This window comes from Pseudomonas sp. BIC9C (assembly GCF_034541995.1).
GTDB classification, from domain to species: domain Bacteria; phylum Pseudomonadota; class Gammaproteobacteria; order Pseudomonadales; family Pseudomonadaceae; genus Aquipseudomonas; species Aquipseudomonas fluorescens_CC.
Window position 1 is genome coordinate 950821 of the sequence record NZ_JAWDGM010000001.1, and the last position, 22026, is coordinate 972846.

Annotated in this window: 25 protein-coding genes; 9 read left to right on the forward strand and 16 right to left on the reverse strand. The window is 60.5% G+C overall.

Annotated elements, in window-relative coordinates; genetic code table 11:
- Positions 1-14: 14 nt before the first annotated feature.
- Positions 15-596, reverse strand: a complete 582-nt coding sequence (locus RS887_RS04510; RefSeq protein WP_322614534.1) for a DJ-1/PfpI family protein — start codon at positions 594-596, stop codon at positions 15-17.
- Between the two features lie 297 nt (positions 597-893).
- On the opposite strand from RS887_RS04510, the gene RS887_RS04515 reads away from it, so the two are divergent.
- A complete protein-coding gene (locus tag RS887_RS04515) occupies positions 894-1808 on the forward strand; it encodes a DMT family transporter (protein WP_322614535.1) in 915 nt (304 codons plus the stop codon).
- Here the strand turns inward: RS887_RS04515 and RS887_RS04520 are convergent.
- The 3 genes from RS887_RS04520 to RS887_RS04530 form a co-directional block, all read right to left on the reverse strand.
- Positions 1798-3024, reverse strand: a complete 1227-nt coding sequence (locus tag RS887_RS04520) for an SAM-dependent methyltransferase (RefSeq protein ID WP_322614536.1) — start codon at positions 3022-3024, stop codon at positions 1798-1800. The genes RS887_RS04515 and RS887_RS04520 overlap by 11 nt on opposite strands.
- Before the next feature lie 133 nt (positions 3025-3157).
- A complete protein-coding gene (locus tag RS887_RS04525) occupies positions 3158-3520 on the reverse strand; it encodes a hypothetical protein (protein WP_322614537.1) in 363 nt (120 codons plus the stop codon).
- A gap of 2 nt (positions 3521-3522) precedes the next feature.
- Positions 3523-3801 (reverse strand): ogr/Delta-like zinc finger family protein, encoded by a 279-nt coding sequence (locus tag RS887_RS04530; RefSeq protein WP_322614538.1) that lies wholly within the window; start codon positions 3799-3801, stop codon positions 3523-3525.
- A 300-nt stretch (positions 3802-4101) separates the two neighbouring features.
- On the opposite strand from RS887_RS04530, the gene RS887_RS04535 reads away from it, so the two are divergent.
- Positions 4102-4527: a helix-turn-helix domain-containing protein gene (locus RS887_RS04535; protein ID WP_322614539.1), complete on the forward strand. Its 426-nt coding sequence runs from the start codon at positions 4102-4104 to the stop codon at positions 4525-4527.
- Between the two features lie 64 nt (positions 4528-4591).
- Here RS887_RS04535 and RS887_RS04540 read toward each other — a convergent pair whose 3' ends face one another.
- The 5 genes from RS887_RS04540 to RS887_RS04560 form a co-directional block, all read right to left on the reverse strand.
- Positions 4592-4948: a putative holin gene (locus RS887_RS04540; RefSeq protein WP_322614540.1), complete on the reverse strand. Its 357-nt coding sequence runs from the start codon at positions 4946-4948 to the stop codon at positions 4592-4594.
- The gene (locus RS887_RS04545) at positions 4935-5237 is read right to left on the reverse strand and encodes a helix-turn-helix domain-containing protein (RefSeq protein WP_322614541.1); all 303 of its coding nucleotides are present in this window, start codon (positions 5235-5237) and stop codon (positions 4935-4937) included. Before RS887_RS04545 ends, RS887_RS04540 begins: the two co-directional genes overlap by 14 nt.
- A 130-nt stretch (positions 5238-5367) precedes the next feature.
- A complete protein-coding gene (locus RS887_RS04550) occupies positions 5368-5985 on the reverse strand; it encodes a TPM domain-containing protein (protein WP_322614542.1) in 618 nt (205 codons plus the stop codon).
- A gap of 27 nt (positions 5986-6012) precedes the next feature.
- Positions 6013-6768 (reverse strand): TPM domain-containing protein, encoded by a 756-nt coding sequence (locus tag RS887_RS04555; protein WP_322614543.1) that lies wholly within the window; start codon positions 6766-6768, stop codon positions 6013-6015.
- Between the two features lie 37 nt (positions 6769-6805).
- Entirely contained in the window at positions 6806-7411 is a 606-nt protein-coding gene (locus RS887_RS04560; protein WP_322614544.1) for a LemA family protein, read from the reverse strand.
- A gap of 262 nt (positions 7412-7673) precedes the next feature.
- Between RS887_RS04560 and bglX the strand changes: the two genes are divergently transcribed.
- Positions 7674-9965, forward strand: coding sequence for a beta-glucosidase BglX (bglX, locus tag RS887_RS04565; RefSeq protein WP_322614545.1), 2292 nt, complete (start codon positions 7674-7676; stop codon positions 9963-9965).
- A 143-nt stretch (positions 9966-10108) separates the two neighbouring features.
- Here the strand turns inward: bglX and RS887_RS04570 are convergent, their stop codons facing one another.
- The 5 genes from RS887_RS04570 to RS887_RS04590 form a co-directional block, all read right to left on the reverse strand.
- Positions 10109-11266, reverse strand: a complete 1158-nt coding sequence (locus RS887_RS04570) for a phosphatidylserine/phosphatidylglycerophosphate/cardiolipin synthase family protein (RefSeq protein WP_322614546.1) — start codon at positions 11264-11266, stop codon at positions 10109-10111.
- A gap of 1 nt (position 11267) precedes the next feature.
- Positions 11268-11858 (reverse strand): YceI family protein, encoded by a 591-nt coding sequence (locus RS887_RS04575; protein WP_322614547.1) that lies wholly within the window; start codon positions 11856-11858, stop codon positions 11268-11270.
- Positions 11859-12111: 253 nt separating this feature from the next.
- Complete coding sequence (locus tag RS887_RS04580; RefSeq protein ID WP_322614548.1) at positions 12112-12435, reverse strand: amidase; 324 nt, start codon at positions 12433-12435, stop codon at positions 12112-12114.
- Positions 12432-13526, reverse strand: coding sequence for a serine hydrolase (locus RS887_RS04585; protein ID WP_322614549.1), 1095 nt, complete (start codon positions 13524-13526; stop codon positions 12432-12434). The genes RS887_RS04580 and RS887_RS04585 overlap by 4 nt, the downstream gene beginning before the upstream one ends.
- Positions 13527-13705: 179 nt before the next feature.
- The gene (locus RS887_RS04590) at positions 13706-14593 is read right to left on the reverse strand and encodes an acyl-CoA dehydrogenase family protein (RefSeq protein WP_322614550.1); all 888 of its coding nucleotides are present in this window, start codon (positions 14591-14593) and stop codon (positions 13706-13708) included.
- Positions 14594-14748: 155 nt separating this feature from the next.
- On the opposite strand from RS887_RS04590, the gene olsB reads away from it, so the two are divergent.
- The gene (gene olsB / locus RS887_RS04595) at positions 14749-15504 is read left to right on the forward strand and encodes an L-ornithine N(alpha)-acyltransferase (protein ID WP_057400777.1); all 756 of its coding nucleotides are present in this window, start codon (positions 14749-14751) and stop codon (positions 15502-15504) included.
- Positions 15504-16295: a lysophospholipid acyltransferase family protein gene (locus RS887_RS04600; RefSeq protein ID WP_322614551.1), complete on the forward strand. Its 792-nt coding sequence runs from the start codon at positions 15504-15506 to the stop codon at positions 16293-16295. The genes olsB and RS887_RS04600 overlap by 1 nt, the downstream gene beginning before the upstream one ends.
- 106 nt (positions 16296-16401) lie before the next feature.
- Here RS887_RS04600 and RS887_RS04605 read toward each other — a convergent pair whose 3' ends face one another.
- Complete coding sequence (locus RS887_RS04605; RefSeq protein WP_322614552.1) at positions 16402-16980, reverse strand: ACP phosphodiesterase; 579 nt, start codon at positions 16978-16980, stop codon at positions 16402-16404.
- Positions 16981-17150: 170 nt separating this feature from the next.
- Between RS887_RS04605 and RS887_RS04610 the strand changes: the two genes are divergently transcribed.
- Genes RS887_RS04610 through RS887_RS04620 form a run of 3 tightly spaced genes read left to right on the forward strand, consistent with a single transcriptional unit; the run spans position 17151 to position 19726 of the window.
- Positions 17151-17453: a metalloregulator ArsR/SmtB family transcription factor gene (locus tag RS887_RS04610; RefSeq protein WP_322614553.1), complete on the forward strand. Its 303-nt coding sequence runs from the start codon at positions 17151-17153 to the stop codon at positions 17451-17453.
- Positions 17454-17479: 26 nt separating this feature from the next.
- Positions 17480-18646 carry an MFS transporter gene (locus tag RS887_RS04615; RefSeq protein WP_322614554.1) on the forward strand — a complete coding sequence of 389 codons (1167 nt, stop codon included), beginning with the start codon at positions 17480-17482 and terminating at the stop codon, positions 18644-18646.
- Between the two features lie 30 nt (positions 18647-18676).
- Positions 18677-19726 (forward strand): alkene reductase, encoded by a 1050-nt coding sequence (locus RS887_RS04620; RefSeq protein WP_322614555.1) that lies wholly within the window; start codon positions 18677-18679, stop codon positions 19724-19726.
- 231 nt (positions 19727-19957) lie between these two features.
- Here RS887_RS04620 and emhR read toward each other — a convergent pair whose 3' ends face one another.
- A complete protein-coding gene (gene emhR, locus RS887_RS04625) occupies positions 19958-20590 on the reverse strand; it encodes an efflux system transcriptional repressor EmhR (protein ID WP_322614556.1) in 633 nt (210 codons plus the stop codon).
- A gap of 277 nt (positions 20591-20867) precedes the next feature.
- Between emhR and RS887_RS04630 the strand changes: the two genes are divergently transcribed.
- Positions 20868-22025 (forward strand): efflux RND transporter periplasmic adaptor subunit, encoded by a 1158-nt coding sequence (locus RS887_RS04630; RefSeq protein ID WP_322614557.1) that lies wholly within the window; start codon positions 20868-20870, stop codon positions 22023-22025.
- Position 22026: the final 1 nt, after the last annotated feature.

Genomic DNA, 22026 nt, shown 5'->3' on the forward strand with positions numbered 1-22026 from the left:
GGACATGTCCCTCGTTACAGCGTGATTCTGGTACCCAGCAGCCCCAGGAAACCGGCCAGCCAGTTCGGGTGCGCAGGCCAGGCCGGAGCCGTGGCCAGATTGCCCTGAACATGGCCGTCCGTCACCGGAATATCGATATACGTACCGCCCGCCAGTCGCACTTCCGGAGCGCAGGCCGGGTAAGCGCTGCATTCGCGACCTTCGAGAACACCCGCTGCCGCCAGCAACTGCGCACCATGACACACGGCGGCGATCGGTTTGCCGGCTTTGTCGAATGCGCGCACCAGCTCCAGGACCTTTTCGTTCAGGCGCAGGTACTCCGGCGCACGGCCACCCGGAATCAGCACGGCGTCATAATCGGCGGCGTTGACCTTGGCGAAATCGAAGTTGAGGGCAAACAGGTGACCGGGTTTTTCACTGTAGGTCTGGTCGCCTTCAAAGTCATGGATCGCCGTGCGCACGGTCTGGCCGGCGGTTTTACCCGGGCAAACAGCGTGCACTGTGTGGCCGATCATCAGCAGCGCCTGGAACGGCACCATCACTTCATAGTCTTCGACGTAATCACCGACCAGCATCAGAATTTTTTTCGCAGCCATGGGGAGGACTCCTCTGGAAGTGGGCGTGCAGGAGTATTCAAGGTAGTCCTTATCCGGCAGGTCGGGTAACAACCGGCTATTACCTGATGGACCGCGTTATCGTTCTTCGCGGGCAAGCCACGCTCCCACAGGATTTGCGTTGACCGCAAGAACGACACAGGACCTGTGGGAGCGAGCTTGCTCGCGATGGCGGCCTCAAACTGTACGGATATTTCTGTAGCCAGCTGTAAGCGCCAAAGCCCGGGGTTTATGGCTAGATAACGACATCTCCCACCCTCCAAGATTCTGGTTGCCATCATGTCCTCGCGCGAAAACACCGGCATGGCCCTGGGCCTGCTCGGCGTTGTGATCTTCAGCCTCACTCTGCCCTTCACGCGGATTGTCGTGCAGGAACTCCACCCGCTGCTCAACGGCCTTGGCCGGGCGCTGTTTGCGGCGGTTCCGGCGGCGTTGCTGTTGCTGTGGCACCGGGAAAAATGGCCGACCTGGAAACAAGTCAAAGGCCTGACGCTGGTGATGGCCGGGGTGATCCTGGGTTTCCCGGTATTGTCGGCCTGGGCCATGCAAACCTTGCCGGCGTCCCACGGTGCGCTGGTCAACGGGTTACAGCCGCTGTGCGTGGCGCTGTACGCCGCGTGGCTGTCCCATGAACGTCCTTCGAAAGCCTTCTGGGCCTGTGCCGCATTGGGCAGTGCGTTGGTGCTCGGTTATGCACTGATCAGCGGAGCCGGCAGCATTCGGGCCGGTGACCTGCTGATGCTTGGAGCCATTGCAGTGGGCGGGCTGGGGTACGCCGAGGGAGGCCGACTGGCCAGGGAGATGGGCGGCTGGCAGGTGATCTGCTGGGCACTGGTGCTGTCGACGCCGCTGCTGATCGGCCCGGTGGTGTACCTGGCGCTGCAACATCAGGGCGAGATTTCCGCCAGGACCTGGTGGGCCTTTGGCTACGTCTCGCTGTTTTCGCAGTTCATCGGCTTCTTCGCCTGGTACGCCGGGCTGGCCATGGGCGGCATTGCCCGGGTCAGTCAGATCCAGTTGCTGCAGATCTTCTTCACCATCGCCTTCTCGGCGCTGTTCTTCGGTGAACATGTGGAGCCGATTACCTGGCTGTTTGCTGGCGGGGTGATCGTGACGGTGATGCTGGGACGCAAGACTGCGGTGCGCCCGGCGCAACCGGGCACATTACCGGCCGGAATTCAGGTCAAACCTTAGCCGCGAGGTAACCGTCAGCGCGCAGCAACGTTTCCAGGCAATGCTCGCTGATGTGATAAAAATCCTTCAGCTCCTGGATTTTCGCCAACAGTTGAGCCGGATCGACCGGCTCGGCGCGCTTGACCGCCAGGATCATCTTGTTCTTGTTGGTGTGGTCCAGTGAGATGAACTCGAACACCTTGGTCTCGTAACCGCAGGCCTCAAGGAACAACGCGCGCAAACTGTCGGTGACCATCTCCGCCTGCTGGCCCAGGTGCAAGCCGTATTGCAGCATCGGTTTGAGCAGCGCCGGGCTCTGGATTTGCAGGCGGATCTGTTTGTGGCAGCACGGTGAACACATGATGATCGACGCGCCGGAACGGATGCCGGTGTGGATCGCATAGTCGGTGGCGATATCACAGGCATGCAGGGCGATCATTACGTCCAGTTCGCTCGGCGCCACGCTGCGCACGTCACCGCACTTGAACACCAGGCCGGGGTGTTCAAGCCTGGCGGCCGCGGTGTTGCACAGGGTGACCATGTCTTCACGCAGCTCGACGCCGGTCACTTCGCCTTCGGCCTTCAAGGTGTTGCGCAGGTAATCGTGGATGGCGAAGGTCAGGTATCCCTTGCCCGAACCGAAGTCTGCCACACGCACCGGTTTGTCCAGTGCCAGGGGTGACGAGGTCAGCGCATGGCTGAACACTTCGATGAACTTGTTGATCTGCTTCCACTTGCGCGACATCGCCGGGATCAACTCATGCTGCTTGTTGGTCACACCCAGGTCGGTGAGAAACGGCCGGCTCAGGTCAAGAAAACGGTTCTTTTCACGGTTGTGCCCAGCCAATGGCACTTCGCGCAATTGCTGAGGTTTGCTCTTGAACAGCGATGACTTGCCCTTTTTGCTGTATTCGAGCTGGGCTTCGTCGGTCAACGACAACAAATGCGCATTTTTGAACAACGCTGGCAGCAGCCCGGCAATGCTCGCCACGCCTTCAGCCAGTGGCAGGTTCTTGGTGATATCGCGAGTCTTGTAGCGGTAGACAAAAGACAGGCAAGGCTGCGCCTTGACCGTCACCGGCTTGATGATGATCCGCTGCAGGTCCGTTTCATCGCCCGCGTACTTGGCCAGCACCAGTTTGATGAACGCATTGTGCTCGAGGCTGGTTCGCAGCAGGTCGATGAACTGGGCGTGATGATCCGGCGCGAGGCTGGCGGGAGTGGCGGTGACGGACATGGAAAAACGGCCTCAGGGCGATGCAAATCGAAGAATGCCGGTATTTTAAGGGGGACGAGGACTTTGGGCACGGGGTTATTTTGTGGCAGGTCCCAGTCATGCGGCCCAGGACCTCAATACAACCAATGAAACCTCAGGGTTCCACCAGTCGAAGCCTGCGGTTGTTCGGCGAGTTGATGATGTGTTTGACGATCAGCCCCACTGGCACTGCCCAAGTCAGGCCATTGGCGGGGTCAGTCACCACGGCAACCGTTTCGGAACTTGCATCGATGTCGAGGCGACGACGGTCGTTGCACGATTTGAGTACGCCGTAGGCACGGCTAACCAGCCTTTCCGCCAGGTACATCGGTACATCCATATTCTGCAAATGCTTCACCGCACGACAAAACAGGACTTGATCGTCGATACCCCCTTCACTTTCATGACGCCCCAGAAACGCCTGGGCTATAGCCAATAGTTCCTCATTCAGATCTGCATCTTCATCGGTGACCTTCATGTTCACGCCTCCTGCGGCATTTCTGTCATGGCAGGACTGACTGCAACAGGCCCGGCGGCACGGCGCAAATCGGGTCCGGCGCAAGGCAGGCGTACGGCCGGATTAGGCATGCCACTGGGCGAAAGTTCATGGGTCATTTCAAATTCGGCACGTACCGACCAACCGCACGCTTCCGACGTACATTGCAGATACGCCACCCGCAGGAAAATATGTCGGCCCTCGCTGGTGCGGATGCGCATCCTGTTCAAGCAGTGCGGGCACACCATTTTATAAGTACTCATACTTGATTCCCGAGGGTCATTGGGTGGCAATCAACCTGATCAAACGCAATACTGCTTGAGAGGTTCGTTGTGGTGTTCCGGCCTTGTGAACAGTGTCTGCCAGACATAAGGAAGTGCATCGGGCAGACCTGTAATGGGTTCGAGCCAAGCTCGTAGGAAATCACCCTGATACCATTAGGAAGTTTCGACATCGTATTCTTCTGCCTCATCTTTAATGATTGATTACCTATAAGAAAAAAAGTACTCATTACGCATAAATTAGGCACTCAAAAAGCATATGTCAAAAGGAAGAGGCTCAAATTGCGTAGCAAAAAATCACAAGCTGTTCTGGCTCGCCTGAAGCAAATTACCGGCACAAAAACCGATGCTTCTTTGTCTTCCGCGCTACAGATCAGCCCGCAAACCCTTAGTAGCTGGCGAGGCCGCGACAGCACACCGTACTCATTATGCGTAGATATCGCTCAAAGCCGGGGCATCTCCCTTGACTGGCTGCTGCTGGGTGAAGGGCCGATCCTGAGACAAACAGTTACTAATTCTTCGGAGGCTGATCAGGAATGCACAACACGGGAGAACACCATTCTCTCGCTCTGGCGGTTGCTCGACGAAGATGATCGCTGCGTCATACAAAACGCACTCGAGGAAAAGCAACGACTGCGCGATATGGAACTCAGACTTTCCGAAATGGCCTCTATTCTGGCAACACTTAAACCTTCGAATGAAACTTGATGACCTCTATCATCCGAAGTTTCATTGCTCCAGGACGTGCCACGGGCCACCCTTTCACGAACCATCATTTTCTCCCTCGCAGGTGTCGAATGATTTCGCCGATACCGGCGCTATCGATCCATTGCATGAGTTTGATGCTGACGGGAATAACGATAAGCGCACAAAGAAAGGCTGTTACGCCTGCTGTCAAAAAAGGCGCCAGCGGATGCGCGACAGGCGTAAAGAGGTAACCGACACCTGCAGACAGCAACCAGGAACCGATGCGCTGCCAGGCCTTGAAGCCAGTGCGAGTGGTAGTGACCAGCCACGCTCCGAGCATTGCACCGAACAATACCTCGCCATCAACAACCGGCAGTGTTGCAATCCCCATTCCCATTATGAGCCCACTGATACCGTTGTAGATCGAATCAGTCACGCTCATGCGCACCTCGTGCAACCACCGAATCCACGATGATCGCTCCCGACTCGATCGCCTTGAGCAATGCGCAAGTGCGAGAGCTGACGTCGAACTTTCGGCGAATATTGGCGAAGTGAAAATTGACGGTAGATTCCGCGCAATTCTCGATCCTGGCGATTTCCCAGGAAGTCTTGCCCTTGAAACACCACATCAGGACTTGTGTTTCTTTCGCCGTCAGCTTCGCCGTTGGCGTACTTTCCTCTCCGCCAAGAGCTACCCGTGCCAAAGAGTCATTCGATTGTTGGGTTGACATAAGAATCCCTCTACGCGGGAACACCCGTCGCTGGGCGTCCACTGTTAGAGAGAAATACTGACGACAAGGCCGAACCCGGACAATTGACGGGAGTTGTAGCCGCGAGCGCTACACAACGCCATGCCAGGACCTAGCCGAGCACCACCAACCGGTTCGGCAACTCATTGCGCACATGGGTCACGGGTACATGCACCTTGAGCAGCTCGCCGCAGGCTTCGACACAGCTGATAAAACCTTGCAGCGTCTGCCCCTGCTTCACCTGCTGGGTGAACGTGGCGACGATGGCGTCCCAGTTCTTGTTGTCCAGGCGACTGGATATCCCTTCATCCACCAGGATCTCCACATAACGCTCGGCCTCTGAAACGAAAATCAGCACGCCGGTGCGGCCTTCGGTGTGGTGCAGGTTCTGCTCCAGAAACTGCCGGCGCGCCAGGTTCGAGGCGCGCCAGTGGCGCACCGAGCGCGGGATCAGATGGGTGGTGACTTTCGGCAGGCGGAACACCAGGCACAGGATGATGAAGAGGGCCCATTGCACCATCAGCAGGCTGTGCATGGTCAGCCAACCGGTGAGGTAGTGCACGACGCCCGGCACCAGCAGCGCCAGCAGGCTGGCCCACAGCAACGGGATATAGGCATAGTCGTCGGCGCGGGCCGCGAGCACGGTCACCAGTTCTGCATCGGTATCGCGCTCGACCCGGGCAATTGCCTCGGCGACTTTGCGTTGTTCGTGTTCAGTCAGTAATGCCATGTCGTGAATTGCCTGCTCTTTTTATTATCACCAGCCGCCGGACGAACCGCCCCCGCCGAAACTGCCCCCGCCGCCGCTGAAGCCTCCACCTCCACCGCCGCCGCCAAATCCGCCACCGCCAAAGCCACCCCCGGATCCACCGGAGCCACCCCGGCCGGCGGGAAGGATACCGAGCATCTGGCACACAAAAACAGTCAGGATGAACAACATCACCAAAAACACGAACAACCCGGGATGCCGCGAGACAAAATCGTCCCCCGGATCGCCCCTGGATTCATATGCGGTCGACGATTCGTCCAAGGGGTTGCCGCCCAGCACCACCAGCATCGCCGCCACGCCGTCACTGATACCTTTACTGAAGTTGCCGGTCTTGAACGCCGGGGTGATAACCCGGTTGATGATCACCGAACTCTGGGCGTCCGTCAGTCGGTCCTCCAGGCCGTAGCCGACTTCGATGCGAAGTTTGCGCTCGTTGCGGGCGACGATCAGCAAGGCGCCGTTGCTCTTGTCCTTCTGCCCGATGCCCCAGTGGCGACCGAGTTGGTAACCGAAGTCGGCGATGTCGGTGCCTTGCAAATCCGGCAAAGTCACTACCACAAGCTGTTCGCCGGTGGCTTGCTCATGGGCCTGAAGTTGCCGGGTGAGTTGCTCGCGCACCGACGGCTCGATCATCTGCGCATTGTCGACCACCCGTCCGGTCAGCGCCGGGAAGCTCAGCTCGGCCCGGGCCGTGATCGTCACCACCCACAACAACAGCAACAGGCCTGTTTTCAGGACGCGCATGGGCAACCTCTTGCGTGGTGACGCCGATTACCGCTGTTCAGAATTTGACCTCGGGGGCCTTTTCCGACCCAGGTGCAGCTTCGAAGGTCTCGCGCACCGGCAGATTGCTGTACATCACGCTGTGCCACAGGCGTCCGGGGAACGTGCGGATCTCGGTGTTGTATTTCTGCACCGCGAGGATGAAATCACGCCGGGCCACGCTGATCCGGTTCTCGGTGCCTTCGAGCTGCGATTGCAAGGCGAGGAAGTTCTGGTTGGCCTTCAGGTCCGGATAACGCTCGGAAACCACCATCAAACGGCTCAAGGCGCCGCTGAGCTGATCCTGGGCCTGCTGGTACTGCTTGAGTTTTTCCGGGTTGTCGAGGGTCGAGGCATCCACCTGGATCGACGTGGCCTTGGCCCGGGCCTCAATGACCGCAGTCAGTGTCTCTTCTTCATGCCTGGCGTAGCCCTTGACGGTTTCCACCAGGTTGGGAATCAGGTCGGCGCGCCGCTGATACTGGTTCTGCACCTGGCCCCAGGCGGCCTTGGCCTGCTCGTCGAGGGTCGGGATGTTGTTGATGCCGCAGGCGGTCAGCAACGTGGCCAGCATCAGCAGCGTGACGACCTGCAAACGCGAACGGTAGGTTGGACTTACATTCATCAGAATGACGCTCCCTTGTACATTTCATGAAAAAACCGACCGTGAAACCTTCTGAGCCGGGTCTTGGGGCATAATCGCCCGCGCCTCTGGATTGCAACGGGCCGATGGGCTAAAAAGAGGCCCGGCGCAAAAACGCATCCGCCCGCTGGCTGTCGTTTTTGGCTCTGGTTTGTTGAGCCGGCACCCGAACAACAATAGACGCTCCCTAAATTTTGGCTGGCCGGCGTGTACATCGCCGTTTGGGCCCTTGAGAAAACTATTCATGAAGAAGCTGTGTTTGCTGGGCCTGTTCGTCAGCCTGGCCAGTCATAACGTATTGGCCGCCACGACACCCGCACCCCTGGAGAACAAGGAAGCCTTCGTCAGCAACCTGATGAAGCAAATGACCCTCGATGAAAAAATCGGCCAGTTGCGCCTGATCAGCATCGGCCCGGAAATGCCGCGCGAAATGATCCGCAAGGAAATCGCGGCAGGTAACATCGGCGGTACGTTCAACTCGATCACCCGCCCGGAAAACCGGCCGATGCAGGACGCGGCCATGCGCAGCCGCCTGAAGATCCCGATGTTCTTCGCCTACGACGTGATCCACGGCCACCGCACCATTTTCCCGATCCCGCTGGCCCTGGCCTCGAGCTGGGACATGGACGCCATCGGCCTGTCCGGGCGCATCGCCGCCAAGGAAGCCGCGGCTGACAGCCTCGACATCACCTTCGCGCCGATGGTCGACATCTCCCGCGACCCACGTTGGGGCCGTACTTCCGAAGGCTTCGGCGAAGACACCTACCTGGTGTCGCGCATTGCCGGTGTAATGGTCAAGGCGTTCCAGGGGACTGGCGCGAACGCGGCCGACAGCATCATGGCCAGCGTCAAGCACTTCGCCCTGTACGGCGCGGTCGAGGGTGGCCGCGACTACAACGTGGTCGACATGAGCCCGGTCAAGATGTACCAGGATTACCTGCCGCCGTACCGCGCCGCCATCGATGCTGGCGCTGGCGGGGTCATGGTCGCGCTGAACTCGATCAACGGCGTGCCGGCCACGGCCAACACCTGGCTGATGAACGACCTGCTGCGCAAGGAATGGGGCTTCAAGGGCCTGGCGGTCAGCGACCACGGGGCGATATTCGAGCTGATCAAGCACGGCGTCGCCGCCGACGGTCGCGAAGCGGCGAAGCTGGCGATCAAGGCCGGCATCCACATGAGCATGAACGACACCCTGTACGGCAAAGAACTGCCAGGGTTGCTGAAGTCCGGCGAGATCCAGCAGAGCGACATCGACAACGCCGTGCGCGCGGTATTGGAAGCCAAGTACGACATGGGCCTGTTCAAGGACCCGTACCTGCGTATTGGCAAGGCCGAGGATGATCCGGCCGACACCTACGCCGACAGCCGCCTGCACCGTGCCGAGGCCCGTGATGTGGCGCGCCGCAGCATGGTGTTGCTGAAGAACCGCAACGAAACCCTGCCGCTGAACAAGACCGCGAAAATCGCCCTGGTCGGCCCGCTGGCCAAGGCGCCGATCGACATGATGGGCAGCTGGGCCGCCGCCGGTAGGCCGGCGCAATCGGTGACCCTGTTCGACGGCATGACCAACGCCCTGGGCGACAAGTCGACACTGATCTACGCCCGCGGCGCCAACATCACCAGCGACCCGAAAATCCTCGGCTACCTGAACTTCCTCAACTTCGACGCCCCGGAAGTGGTGGATGATCCGCGTCCGGCGAACGTGCTGATCGATGAAGCGGTGAAAGCAGCCAAGGATGCTGACGTCGTGGTGGCAGCAGTCGGCGAATCCCGTGGCATGTCCCACGAATCGTCGAGCCGCACCGACCTCAACATCCCGGAAAACCAGCGCGAGCTGATCCGTGCCCTGAAAGCCACCGGCAAACCGCTGGTGCTGGTGTTGATGAACGGCCGTCCACTGACGATCCTCGAAGAGAAAGAACAGGCCGACGCGATCCTGGAAACCTGGTTCACCGGCACCGAGGGCGGCAACGCCATCGCCGATGTACTGTTCGGCGACTACAACCCGTCGGGCAAACTGCCGATCACCATCCCGCGTTCGGTAGGCCAGATTCCGACCTACTACAACCACCTGACCATTGGCCGGCCGTTCACCCCGGGCAAACCGGGCAACTACACCTCGCAGTATTTCGATGACACCACGGGTCCCCTGTACCCGTTCGGCTATGGCCTGAGCTACACCGAGTTCAGCCTGAGCGACATGGCGCTATCGTCGACCACACTGAACAAGACCGGCAAGCTCGACGCCAGTGTCACAGTGAAAAACACCGGCAAGCGCGATGGCGAAACCGTGGTGCAGTTGTACATCCAGGACGTGGCCGGCTCGATGATCCGCCCGATCAAGGAACTGAAGAACTTCCAGAAAGTGATGCTCAAGGCCGGCGAACAGAAAGTCGTGCACTTCACCATCACCGAGGACGACCTGAAGTTCTACAACACCCAGCTCAAGTACGCGGCAGAGCCGGGCAAGTTCAACGTGCAGATCGGCCTGGATTCAGTGGACGTGACGCAGCAGAGTTTTGAGTTGCTGTAATCCCTGAAACACCGCAAAACAAATGTGGGAGCGGGCTTGCTCGCGAAGACGGAGTGTCAGACAACGATGATGTCGACTGACAGACCGCTTTCGCGAGCAAGCCCGCTCCCACATTGGATCTCAGTGTTTTCGGAAATCGGACACTAGCCCCTTCGATCCAGCAGATTCACCACCACTCGATCCACCCATCCCCACACCCGCTGCTTGACCCGCCGCCACAGTGGCCGCCGCTTCCACTCTTCCAGGCTGACTTGCTGGCTCAGGGCGAAGTCGTGCTCGAAACTCGCGGCTACCGCTCGGGTCAATCCGGGGTCCAGTGCTTCCAGGTTGGCTTCCAGGTTGAAGCGCAGATTCCAGTGATCGAAGTTGCACGAACCGATGCTCACCCAGTCATCGATCAAGACCATTTTCAAGTGCAGGAAGCACGGCTGGTATTCGTAGATCTTCACCCCGGCCCTGAGCAGTCGCGGGTAGTAGCGATGGCCGGCATAACGCACGGATGGGTGATCGGTACGGGGGCCGGTCAGCAACAAGCGCACATCGATGCCCCGGGCAGCCGCCCGGCGCAGGGAACGGCGGACTTTCCAGGTCGGCAAAAAGTACGGCGTGGCCAGCCAGATCCGTCGATGGCCACTGTTCAGGGCGCGCACCAGCGATTGCAGAATATCCCGGTGTTGACGGGCGTCGGCATACGCCACCCGCCCCATGCCCTCGCCCTGGGACGGCACACGGGGTAACCGCGGCAAGCCGAAATGCGAGGCTGGTCGCCAGGCACGTCGGTGGCGGTTGGCAATCCACTGCCGATCGAACAGCAGCTGCCAGTCGAGCACCAGCGGGCCGGTGATTTCCACCATCACTTCGTGCCATTCGCTGACGTCTTCGCCCGGCGTCCAGAACTCATCCGTGACGCCTGTGCCGCCGACCACGGCCAGGCTCTGGTCCACCAGCAGCAGCTTGCGATGATCGCGGTAAAAGTTGCCGACCCAACGTCGCCAACTCAGGCGATTGTAAAAACGCAGCTCCACACCGGCGGCCATCAGTCGCTGACGCAAGGCCAGGGTGAAGGCGAGGCTGCCGTAATCATCGAACAGGCAACGCACCCGCACACCGCGCTCGGCGGCCTGCACCAAGGCCTGGACCATGGCTTCGGCGCAGGCGCCCGCCTCCACCAGATACAGCTCCAGCTCGACCTGTTCTTCAGCCCGTGCAATCGCTACCAGCATGCGTGGAAAAAACTGCGGACCGTCGACCAGCAGTTCGAAATGGTTGCCTTCACGCCAGGGAAAAACCGGACCGGCCATGTCAGCGCGCCGTGAAAATCAGTACCGCACCCACCGGTACCGACAGACTGATCGCCGACAGGTCGGCCATTTTGCGCAAGGCTTCCAGGCCGGGAGCCAAATCGAAATCTTCGGCGTTGATCACCAGCGGCTCGAGGGTCACCACCTGAAAGCGCCGGTCGTCCAGACGGGTCGCCAGCAGTTGGGCCGGGTACTCGCGCTGTTTGCCGTGCAGGTCGACCGTCAGCGGCAGGCGCAACTCCAGCTGTGCGCCGGGAGCGAGGTCGTTGATCGGGCGCAGATCGATTTTCGTGGTGATCAGGGCCTCGGGAAACCGGTCGATCTGGAACAGTGCCTTGCGCATGCGCTCATCGCGCAACGGAACGCCGCTATTGATCGACTCCAGCTCGACCTCCACCTGCGCCAGCCCCTCCGGATCGACCTTGCCGTGCAGCACCAGAAAGCGCTGCACTTCGGAAACATTGGCGTTTTTGGTACTCACAAACGACAGGCGCGAAGACTCGCCATCAAGGTACCAATCGGCACGGGCCGACAAAGCGGCGCCAACCAGTAGCAGGAACGCGAGGGGTTGGAGGGTGGAGCGCATCAACATAAAGACTCGTGGGGCAGATAAACCTGTGCTGAACCTTAACCGGCCTTCAGCGCATTGCAAGCCGTCTACTGCTACAAACATGCCTTAGTGGCGAGGGAGCTTGCTCCCGCTCGGCTGCGAAGCAGTCGTAAAACCGCCACCCGCGTAAAGTCTGAAGAAACCGTTTGACTGAGTTAGGGAGTGCTTCGCACTCCAGCGGGAGCAAGCTCCCTCGCCACAAAAGCGCTCGCCCCAACCAGTAGAATCATTGTGTTCAAGGCTGCAAGCGACAGCCCTGACGCTCGCCGCCCCATACGGCGCTGTTGCTGCGGCCCATGCCGCTGACCGTGACATGCTTGCCGGCCGGGTCATCGGTAAAGCTGCTGGCGGGCAGCCACTGTTTCACATAACGGTGGCAGTACTCGACGTCATTGTTCATCACGTAGCGGCACGAACAGTATTCCTTGGCCGTGTAAGCGCTGATGATGTCGGGGAACGCCCACAGCGCCAGCCGTTCGTGCCAGATCCAGCCGAGCAAGGCGATCAACAGGATCAGCAACAAGGAACTGACCGGTCGACGGCGAATGAAACCGGTCATGGTTGCACCTTCCCGGCAAAGGCGTTGAGCGCGAGCTTGAGCAATTCGTTGTGCCGGTAACTGCCGTCGCGGTCATCGCCGTAGCGGACGATCACCAGGTGTTCACTGGGGATCACATACATTGCCTGCCCCCAATGACCCAGCGCGGCGAAGGTGTCGGCGGGGGCATCGGGCCAGGGTCGTGCCGCGCTCTCAACAGCTCGATTGAGCCACCAATGGCCGCCGGGAACGGCATCGTCTTGATGGGCGTGATAGTGAGCGAACGGCTCGCGGTTGAACGTCACCCAGTCCTTGGGCAGCAGTTGTTTGTCTCCCCAGCGACCCTCGCGATCCATCAACAGACCGACCCGGGCCAGATCCCGTGCAGTGAGGTAGGCATAGGACGAAGCGACGAAAGTGCCCGTGGCATCGGTTTCCCAGACGGCATGGTGAATGCCCAGCGGTTCGAACAATGCGGCCCACGGATAGTCGGGATAGCGGCTGGCGCCAACGATGGTTTTCAGCGCGGCGGACAACAGATTACTGTCACCGCTGGAGTAGCGAAATGCCTGGCCCGGTGCCGCGTACGCAGCATGGGTTGCGGTGAACGCGGCCATGTCGTGGTGACCGTGGGTGTAGAGCATGGCCACCACCGAAGACTTCAGCGGTGCGTATTCATAGTCCTCCTGCCAATCCAGGCCCGAGGCCCAGTGCAGCAGGTCGGCCATGGTCATGTCGGGGTGTTCTTGCAGGGGCGGATAAAACTTCGCCACCGGGTCGTCGAGCTTGAACAAGCCTTCGCCATAGGCCACGCCGAGGACCGTGGCCATCAGGCTCTTGCTGATCGACCAGGTCAGGTGCGGTGTCTCGGCCGTCGTCGGACCGGCGTAGCGCTCGTAGAGCAACTGGCCGTCGCGGATCACCAGCAAGGCATCGGTGCGAATGCCCTGGCGAGTGGTGTCGTCGCGGGATGGGAAGGCGTAGGCCTCCAGGGCTTGAAGCGCCGGGCCGCCCGGCGTCGGGGCGATCGGCCATTGCTCGGCGGGCCAGTATTCGGCCTGGGTCGTGAAGCTGAGCAACAGCATGAAAATCAGGGACAAGCCTTTGGGCATGGCGGGGCTCGGAGTTTGAACTTGCTGAGCCTAGTCGAGGCTGATGACAGTTTTGGAGTTTGTGTTGCCTTTGAGGGCGCCTTCGCTGGCAAGCCAGCTCCTACAGGTTCTGCGTCGAACACAACATTTGTACACGACACAGGTCCCTGTGGGAGCGGGCTTGCCCGCGAAGAGGCCAGTCAGGGCAGCGAAGATTCCGCCAACGCCTTGGCCAACCGCTTGCCCCGCGCCCCCGCCGCCAACTCCATCACCGCGCGGTCGCGCTGCCACATCACCGCCCACTCCGGTGGCCCTCCTGCCAGTGCCTCGTTCACTTCAGCCTTGAGTCCTTCGAACTGTGCAAACAACCCGCCCAGCACCACATGCCCGGCCAGACTGGTCGGTGGCTGGCGGCTGGTTTCCGCGCACCCGGCCAACAATCCCAGCAGACGCAATTGCAAGGATTGCGGCCAGGCACAGTCCTGACCGATACCGTACAACCACGCCGTCATGGCGCTCAGTACATAGATGTCTTCCAGCGTGCGGAACGGTTTGACGTAGGCGTCCCAACCATCCCCCGCGAGCAACTCGCACAGCGCGTTATCCAGATACAACCGACCATGGCTGATGTCCGGCATCAACGGGATCGGCGCCAGTTTTTCCACCCGCACACCCGGTTCATCGCGATAGATCACCGCCAGGCTCAAACGCGGATCGGCGCCGGGCGCCTCGCTACGCACCGCCACCAGCAGCCAGTCGGCGGCATCCCCGGCGGTGACGAAATCCTTGCGTCCATTCAGGCGCAAACCGCTCAGCCGGGTTTGCATGTCGGCCGGGCGCAGGCTGCGCTGCTCGGTGGCGCACAACGCGCCGAGGCTCAGTGGCGCGCTCGGCCAGAGCATGCGCAAGGCCGCCTGATACCCCACCAGAAACGCCAGCCCCGGCGTTGCCATCAACCGCCCGCCGAGCACGGCCAGTTCAAACGGCGTGACCGTTCCCAACTGCTGCAACAAGGTCGCGAAACCTTCGGCCAGATCCGGGTTGGCGGGCAAGCGATCACGGCGGTTCAACAGGGTTTGCCAGGGCATAAGAGGCTCCTTGAGGGCTGTCATATAAGCATCACCAAAGCTTAATGGCGATGACACCGGGGCTACATAGCCTGACTTTGCACAACACGGCTAGACAAAGAAAGTCGATTCGCTGTAGCCCAAAGACGGGTGAGCAGCCCGCACGGAGATTCGCCATGACTCAGATCGCCCGCATCAGCGACACCGGCAACGAACGCCGCCTGCAAGCCGAACGCCTGGTGGGCGCCGAGGCGCTGCAGGAAGCCCAGGCCTTGCGCTTCAACGTGTTCAGCGGCGAATTCAACGCCAGGCTCAAGGGCGCTGAACTGGGCCTGGACATGGATGACTACGACGTTCACTGCGCCCACATCGGCGTGCGTGACTTGAACACCGGGCGTCTGGTGGCGACCACCCGCTTGCTCGACCACACGGCTGCCAGCAGCCTGGGCAAGTTTTACAGCGAAGAAGAATTCAGCCTCCACGGCCTGGTGCATCTGCAAGGCCCGATTCTGGAAATCGGTCGCACCTGCGTCGACCCGGCCTACCGCAACGGCGGCACCATCGCCGTGCTCTGGGGCGAACTGGCCGAAGTCCTGAACCAGGGCGGCTACAGCTACCTGATGGGTTGCGCGAGCATTCCGATGCAGGATGGCGGCGTGCAGGCCCACGCGATCATGCAGCGTCTGCGCGAACGCTACCTGTGCACCGAACACCTGCGCGCCGAGCCGAAGAATCCGCTGCCAAGCCTGGACATCCCGTCGAACGTGATTGCCGAAATGCCACCGCTGCTCAAGGCCTATATGCGCCTGGGCGCGAAGATCTGCGGCGAGCCATGCTGGGACGAAGATTTCCAGGTCGCCGACGTGTTCATCCTGCTCAAGCGCGACGAGCTCTGCCCGCGCTACGCCAAACACTTCAAGGCGGCTGTGTAATGGGCCGGTTAAGGGTGTACGCGCGAATCGCGCGAGTGCTGATGGTGGTGACGCTGGGCCTGGGCATGGCCAGTGTGTTCGGGGTATTCGAGCGCCTGGGCATGGCCCATTCGATGGCGCGCCGGCAACGCTGGTCGCGGTTTTTCATGGCCCGCCTGAGCAACGCCCTGCCCTTTGACGTGACCGTCCACGGCGAGCTGCCGAAGGCACCGATGCTCTGGGTCAGCAACCACGTGTCCTGGACCGACATCCCGCTGCTGGGCATGCTCACGCCGCTGTCGTTCCTGTCCAAGGCCGAAGTGCGCACCTGGCCAGTGGCCGGCTGGTTGGCGGCCAAGGCCGGCAGCCTGTTCATCCGCCGTGGCTCGGGTGACAGCCAGTTGATCCGCAAGCAGATGACCCGTCACCTGGAACAAGCCCACCCGCTGCTGATGTTCCCGGAAGGCACCACCACCGATGGCCGTTCGCTGCGTACCTTCCATGGTCGCCTGCTGTCCGCCGCCATCGATTCCGAAGTGGCGATGCAGCCGGTAGCGATTCGTTATGTGCGTGACGGCGAGCCTTGCGCGCTGGCGCCGTTCATTGGCGACGATGATCTGCTCTCGCACCTGATGCGTCTGTTCGCCAATGACCGCGGCGGCGTGGAGATTCATCTGCTCAAGCCCATCGAGTGCCAGGGCCGGGAACGCGCGGCATTGGCGTTCGAAGCGCAGCAGGCGGTGCAGAAGGCGTTGTTCGGGGCTGCTCCGGAAAAACAGCAAGTGCCAATGCGCCCAGCTATAGCCGCTTGAAAAACATTCCCTGTGGGAGCGGGCTTGCTCGCGAATGCGGGTGTCATTCAGCTCAGATGTCAGCTGATACACCGCATTCGCGAGCAAGCCCGCTCCCACATGGGTTTTATGTCGTTGGATAGCTCCGGGCAAAATCCTGCAACTGCGGATAGAACAACCGAAAGTCCTCGCTCAACGGTTCATACAACCGCCGCAACTCCGGCATCGCCGCCGCCAGTTCCTCCGGCCGGGTCAGGCGGCGCGAGATCCCGCGCAATACCTGCTCCAGCACTTCGAACTCCTGATACGAACCCAGCCAGTCATTGGCCACCATGTGCGGTGCAATCTGCGCCAGCCGCCCCGGCAATTGCCGTTCGCTGGACAGCACCCGGTAAACGTCCGAGGTGAACAACGCCAGGGGCCGGTCGGCATACAGCGCCCAGTCCCGGGCCAGGCAATGGTCGAAAAACACGTCGAGCACGATCCCCGCGTAGCGACGACGGGTCAGGGAAAAACGCGACAACGCGACATCCACCAGCGGATGGCGATCGGTGAACACGTCGATGCTGCGGTGCAACTGGATAGCGCCCTCGATTTCCGGAGCGAACTGCCCTTGCAGCCGTCCCTTGACGAAATCGCCATACAGACTGCCGAGCAATTGGCCGGGACGCTGGCCACCGAGGTGAAGATGTGCGAGATAGTTCATGGGCGCAGCTTAGCACTGCCCCCTTGTCTTGTTACACTCAACATATCGTTATAACTCGATATATCGAAATGTGAGTTGGTCAGAGCCAAATCATATTTGTATATCGCGAAATACCGATTTAAAGTTCGCCTCATCGCGATATAGCGTTTTAAACATCACGAGCCCACATCATGACCATCAATCTCGACGAAATAATAAAAGCCCTGGCACACCCAGTCCGGCGAGACATCCTGCACTGGCTCAAGGACCCGACCGTCGAATTTCCCGACCAGTCCCACAGCAACGAGCACGGCGTTTGCGCCGGGCAGATCGATCAGCGTTGCGGCCTGTCGCAATCCACGGTGTCCGCACACCTGGCGACCCTGCAACGCGCCGGCCTGATCAGCAGCCGCAAAGTCGGCCAGTGGCACTTCTTCAAACGTAACGAGGAAACCATCCAGGAGTTCCTCCGCACCTTCAGCAAAGAGCTCTGATCCTTAGAGCCGAAAAGGAATCAACAATGCCCCTCTCGCTACTCATCCTGGCCTTGAGCGCCTTCGCCATCGGCACCACCGAGTTCGTCATCATGGGCCTGCTGCCCAACGTGGCGGCTGACCTGGGTGTATCGATTCCCGGTGCCGGCTGGCTGGTGACCGGTTACGCCCTGGGCGTGGCCATCGGCGCGCCGTTCATGGCGCTGGCCACCGCCAGACTGCCGCGCAAGGCTGCGCTGGTGGCGTTGATGGGCATTTTCATTATCGGCAACCTGCTCTGTGCAGTGGCCAGTGACTACAACGTGCTGATGTTTGCCCGTGTGGTGACAGCCCTTTGTCATGGCGCCTTCTTCGGTATCGGCTCAGTCGTGGCTGCCGGCCTGGTGCCTGCCAACAAACGCGCTTCGGCCGTGGCCCTGATGTTTACCGGCCTGACCCTGGCCAACGTCCTCGGCGTGCCGCTGGGAACCGCCCTCGGTCAGGAAGCCGGCTGGCGTTCGACCTTCTGGGCCGTGACCGTGATCGGCGTGATCGCGCTGATCGGCTTGATCCGCTTCCTTCCGGCCAAGCGTGATGAAGAAAAACTCGACATGCGCGCCGAACTGGCCGCACTCAAGGGCGGTGGCATCTGGCTGTCCCTGAGCATGACGGCACTGTTCGCCGCCTCGGTGTTCACCCTGTTCACCTACGTCGCGCCGCTGCTGGGCGAAGTCACCGGCGTCTCGCCCCGTGGCGTGACCTGGACCCTGATGCTCATCGGCCTGGGCCTGACGGTCGGCAACATCATCGGCGGCAAGATGGCTGACAAAGGCCTGGCGGCCACGTTGATCGGCGTGTTCATCACCATGGCCGTGGTGTCCACTGTGCTGACCTGGACCAGCGTCGCGCTGATCCCGACCGAAATCACCCTGTTCCTCTGGGCCACCGCGTGCTTTGCCGCCGTACCGGCCTTGCAAGTGAACGTAGTGACCTTCGGCAAAGCCGCACCGAACCTGGTGTCGACCCTGAACATCGGCGCTTTCAACATCGGCAACGCACTCGGTGCCTGGGTCGGCGGCAGCGTGATCGCCCACGGCTTCGGCCTGACCAGCGTGCCCCTCGCCGCAGCGGTCCTGGCGGTACTCGCCCTGCTGGTCACCCTGATTACTTTCCGTCAGAGCGGCAATCCCGATCTGGCCCCTGCTACCAACTGACAGACCATTACCTCACGAGGGTTGCATTAAATGACGAGTATTTTCGATCCGATCAAACTGGGCGACCTCGAGTTGGCCAACCGCATCATCATGGCGCCACTGACCCGCTGCCGCGCCGACGAAGGTCGCGTGCCGAACGCGCTGATGGCCGAGTACTACGTACAGCGCGCCTCCGCCGGCCTGATCCTCAGTGAAGCCACGTCGGTTACCCCGATGGGCGTCGGCTACCCGGACACCCCGGGCATCTGGTCCAACGATCAGGTGCGTGGCTGGTCCAACGTGACCAAGGCTATCCATGGCGCGGGCGGCAAGATCTTCCTGCAGTTGTGGCATGTGGGTCGCATTTCCCACGGTTTGTACCTGAACGGTGAAGCCCCGGTCGCCCCGAGCGCCATCCAGCCAAAAGGCCACGTCAGCCTGGTTCGTCCGTTGGCCGACTTCCCTGTCCCGCGCGCCCTGGAAATCGCTGAAATCGCCGACATCGTCGACGCTTACCGCGTCGGTGCCGAAAACGCCAAGGCCGCCGGCTTCGACGGCGTGGAAATCCATGCCGCCAACGGTTACCTGCTCGACCAATTCCTGCAAAGCAGCACCAACCAGCGCACCGACGACTACGGCGGCTCCCTGGAAAACCGTGCGCGCCTGTTGCTGGAAGTGACTGACGCTGCCATCGAAATCTGGGGCGCCGGCCGCGTGGGTGTACACCTGTCGCCACGCGCCGACTTGCATGACATGGGCGACGACAACCTGGCCGAAACCTTCACCTACGTCGCAAGCGAACTGGGCAAGCGTGGCATTGCCTTCATCTGCTCGCGCGAGAAAGAAGGCGCCGACAGCCTCGGCCCACAACTCAAGGAAGCCTTCGGCGGCCCCTACATTGCCAACGAGCGTTTCACCAAGGACAGCGCCAACGCATTGCTCGCCAGCGGCAAGGCCGATGCAGTGGCCTTCGGCGTACCCTTCATTGCCAACCCTGACCTGCCGGCACGCTTGCAGGCTGACGCGCCGCTGAACGAAGCGCGTCCGGAACTGTTCTACGCCAAGGGCCCGGTCGGCTACATCGACTACCCGACGCTGTAACCGGCAACCGTTGAAACGCAAAAGCCCCGACTCGAAAGAGCCGGGGCTTTTTACTGCCTGCAGGGGCGATATACGGATATCTCACAGGCTCGACACAAAATCCCTACAAAATACTGAGCTTGCTACCTGTCATCCCGCCCGGGGTACGTATATAAAAGCACCCCATTACGGCACCTCGATTCACAAACAGGCCCCGGGCTGACACACGCCGACCCAATTACGCTTTTTGTTTCATTTGCGCAGGCTGGGGCTCAAGCGCAGCATATCCAGCCCGGTATCAACCCAACGCTCGGCTTCGGTGTGCAATTCAAAACTGTCGGGGGCCAGCAACCACTTGTACAGGATGCCGTCTATATAAGCATGCAAGCCGATCGCGGCGCGGGCGGTGTCGAGGTTTTCCGGCAACTGGCCGCGATTCACGGCATTACTCAGGGCCAGGCCGATTCGTATATTGCATTCGAGGTTGGCCGACACCCGTTGTTGGCGCAGGTCGCACATTTCATCGGTGAATTCGCACTTATGAAAAAGAATCTCATTGATGCGTCGGGTTTTCGGGTCCAGCGCAATTTGATGAAACAAATGAATCAACAGTTTGCGCATGCAGCCCAGGGGATCGAGTTCGTCTTCGCTTTCGCTGGCCTTGGCCATTTCTTCCAGCGGCTCATGCAAGGTGTCGAGCATGGCCTGCACCAGATCCGCCTTGTTGCTGAAGTGCCAGTAAATGGCCCCGCGAGTAACGCCGGCCAGGGTCGCGATGTCCGCCAGGGTCGTGCGCGCCACGCCTCGCTCGAAAAAGGCCTTTTCGGCCGCCACGAGAATTTGCGCGCGGGTTTCCTGAGCTTCCTCTTTGGTACGACGGACCATGGCAGTACAACCTCAATCAGGGTGCTTCAGCGATGTCTGAATATCAGCTGAATAAAAGTGGGGCGAACGTTCTGGGGATTCGTCCCCGGCCTACAATTCCAACCTTCAAACGGTTTGTGTAACGGCTTGTGTAACGGCGTTGATACGCAGCCTGGGTATTTACAAACAGCCATGTACGTAAGTATATTCCTTAGCAAGCTACTTATCCACACGGCATACACTTTTCAACCTTCCACCTTTCTAGTGCGCTCCTTGCGCGCCTGACCCGAGGATTTTCATGCAATTCAAGCCAGCTGTTACCGCTCTGGTCGCCGCCGTCGCCCTGGCATCGCTGCTCAGCGGATGCAAAAAGGAAGAGGCAGCACCGGCCGCCCCACCACCTCAGGTCGGCGTCGTGACTCTGCAACCCCAAGCTTTCACCCTGACGTCCGATCTGCCCGGCCGTACCAGTGCATTCCGCATTGCCGAAGTCCGTCCTCAGGTCAACGGCATCATTCTCAAGCGCCTGTTCAAGGAAGGCAGCGACGTCAAGGCCGGCCAGCAGCTCTATCAGATCGATCCATCGATCTATGAAGCAACGCTCGCCAGCGCCGAAGCGAACCTGCGTTCGACCAAGTCGATTTCCGACCGCTACAAGCAATTGGTCGACGAACAAGCCGTAAGCCGTCAGGAATACGACACCGCAGTAGCCAACCGCCTGCAATCGGAAGCCGCGCTGCAAACCGCGCAGATCAATGTGCGCTACACCAAGGTCAACGCCCCGCTGACCGGCCGCATCGGTCGTTCCTCGGTGACCGAAGGCGCGCTGGTCAGCAATGCCCAGGTCGATGCGATGGCGGTGATTCAGCAAATCGACCCGATCTACGTCGACGTGACGCAGTCCTCGGTCGAGCTGCTGCAACTGCGCCGCGAGCTGGAAAGCGGTCGCCTGCAGAAAGCCGGCGACAACGCGGCCTCGGTCAAGCTGACCCTCGAAGACGGCAGCGACTACAAGCTGGACGGCAAGCTGGAGTTCTCCGAAATCTCGGTTGACCAGACCACCGGTTCCGTCACCCTGCGCGCCATTTTCCCGAACCCTGACCACACCCTTCTGCCTGGCATGTTCGTGCACGCCAAATTGCTGGCCGGTGTGAACAGCGCAGCGATCCTGGCCCCGCAGCAAGGCGTGACCCGCGACCTCAAAGGTACGCCGACCGCACTGGTTGTCGGCCCGGACAACAAGGTCGAACTGCGCCAACTCAAGGCCAACCGCACCGTCGGTAACCAATGGCTGATCGAAGACGGCCTGAAGGCCGGCGATCGCCTGATCACCGAAGGTCTGCAATTCGTCAAACCTGGCATCGAAGTCAAGGCCAGTGAAGCGACCAACGTAGCCGCAAAGAACCCGGCCCCCGCCCAGGTAGCTGATAAAGCCTCTGGCGGCAAAGGGGAGTAAA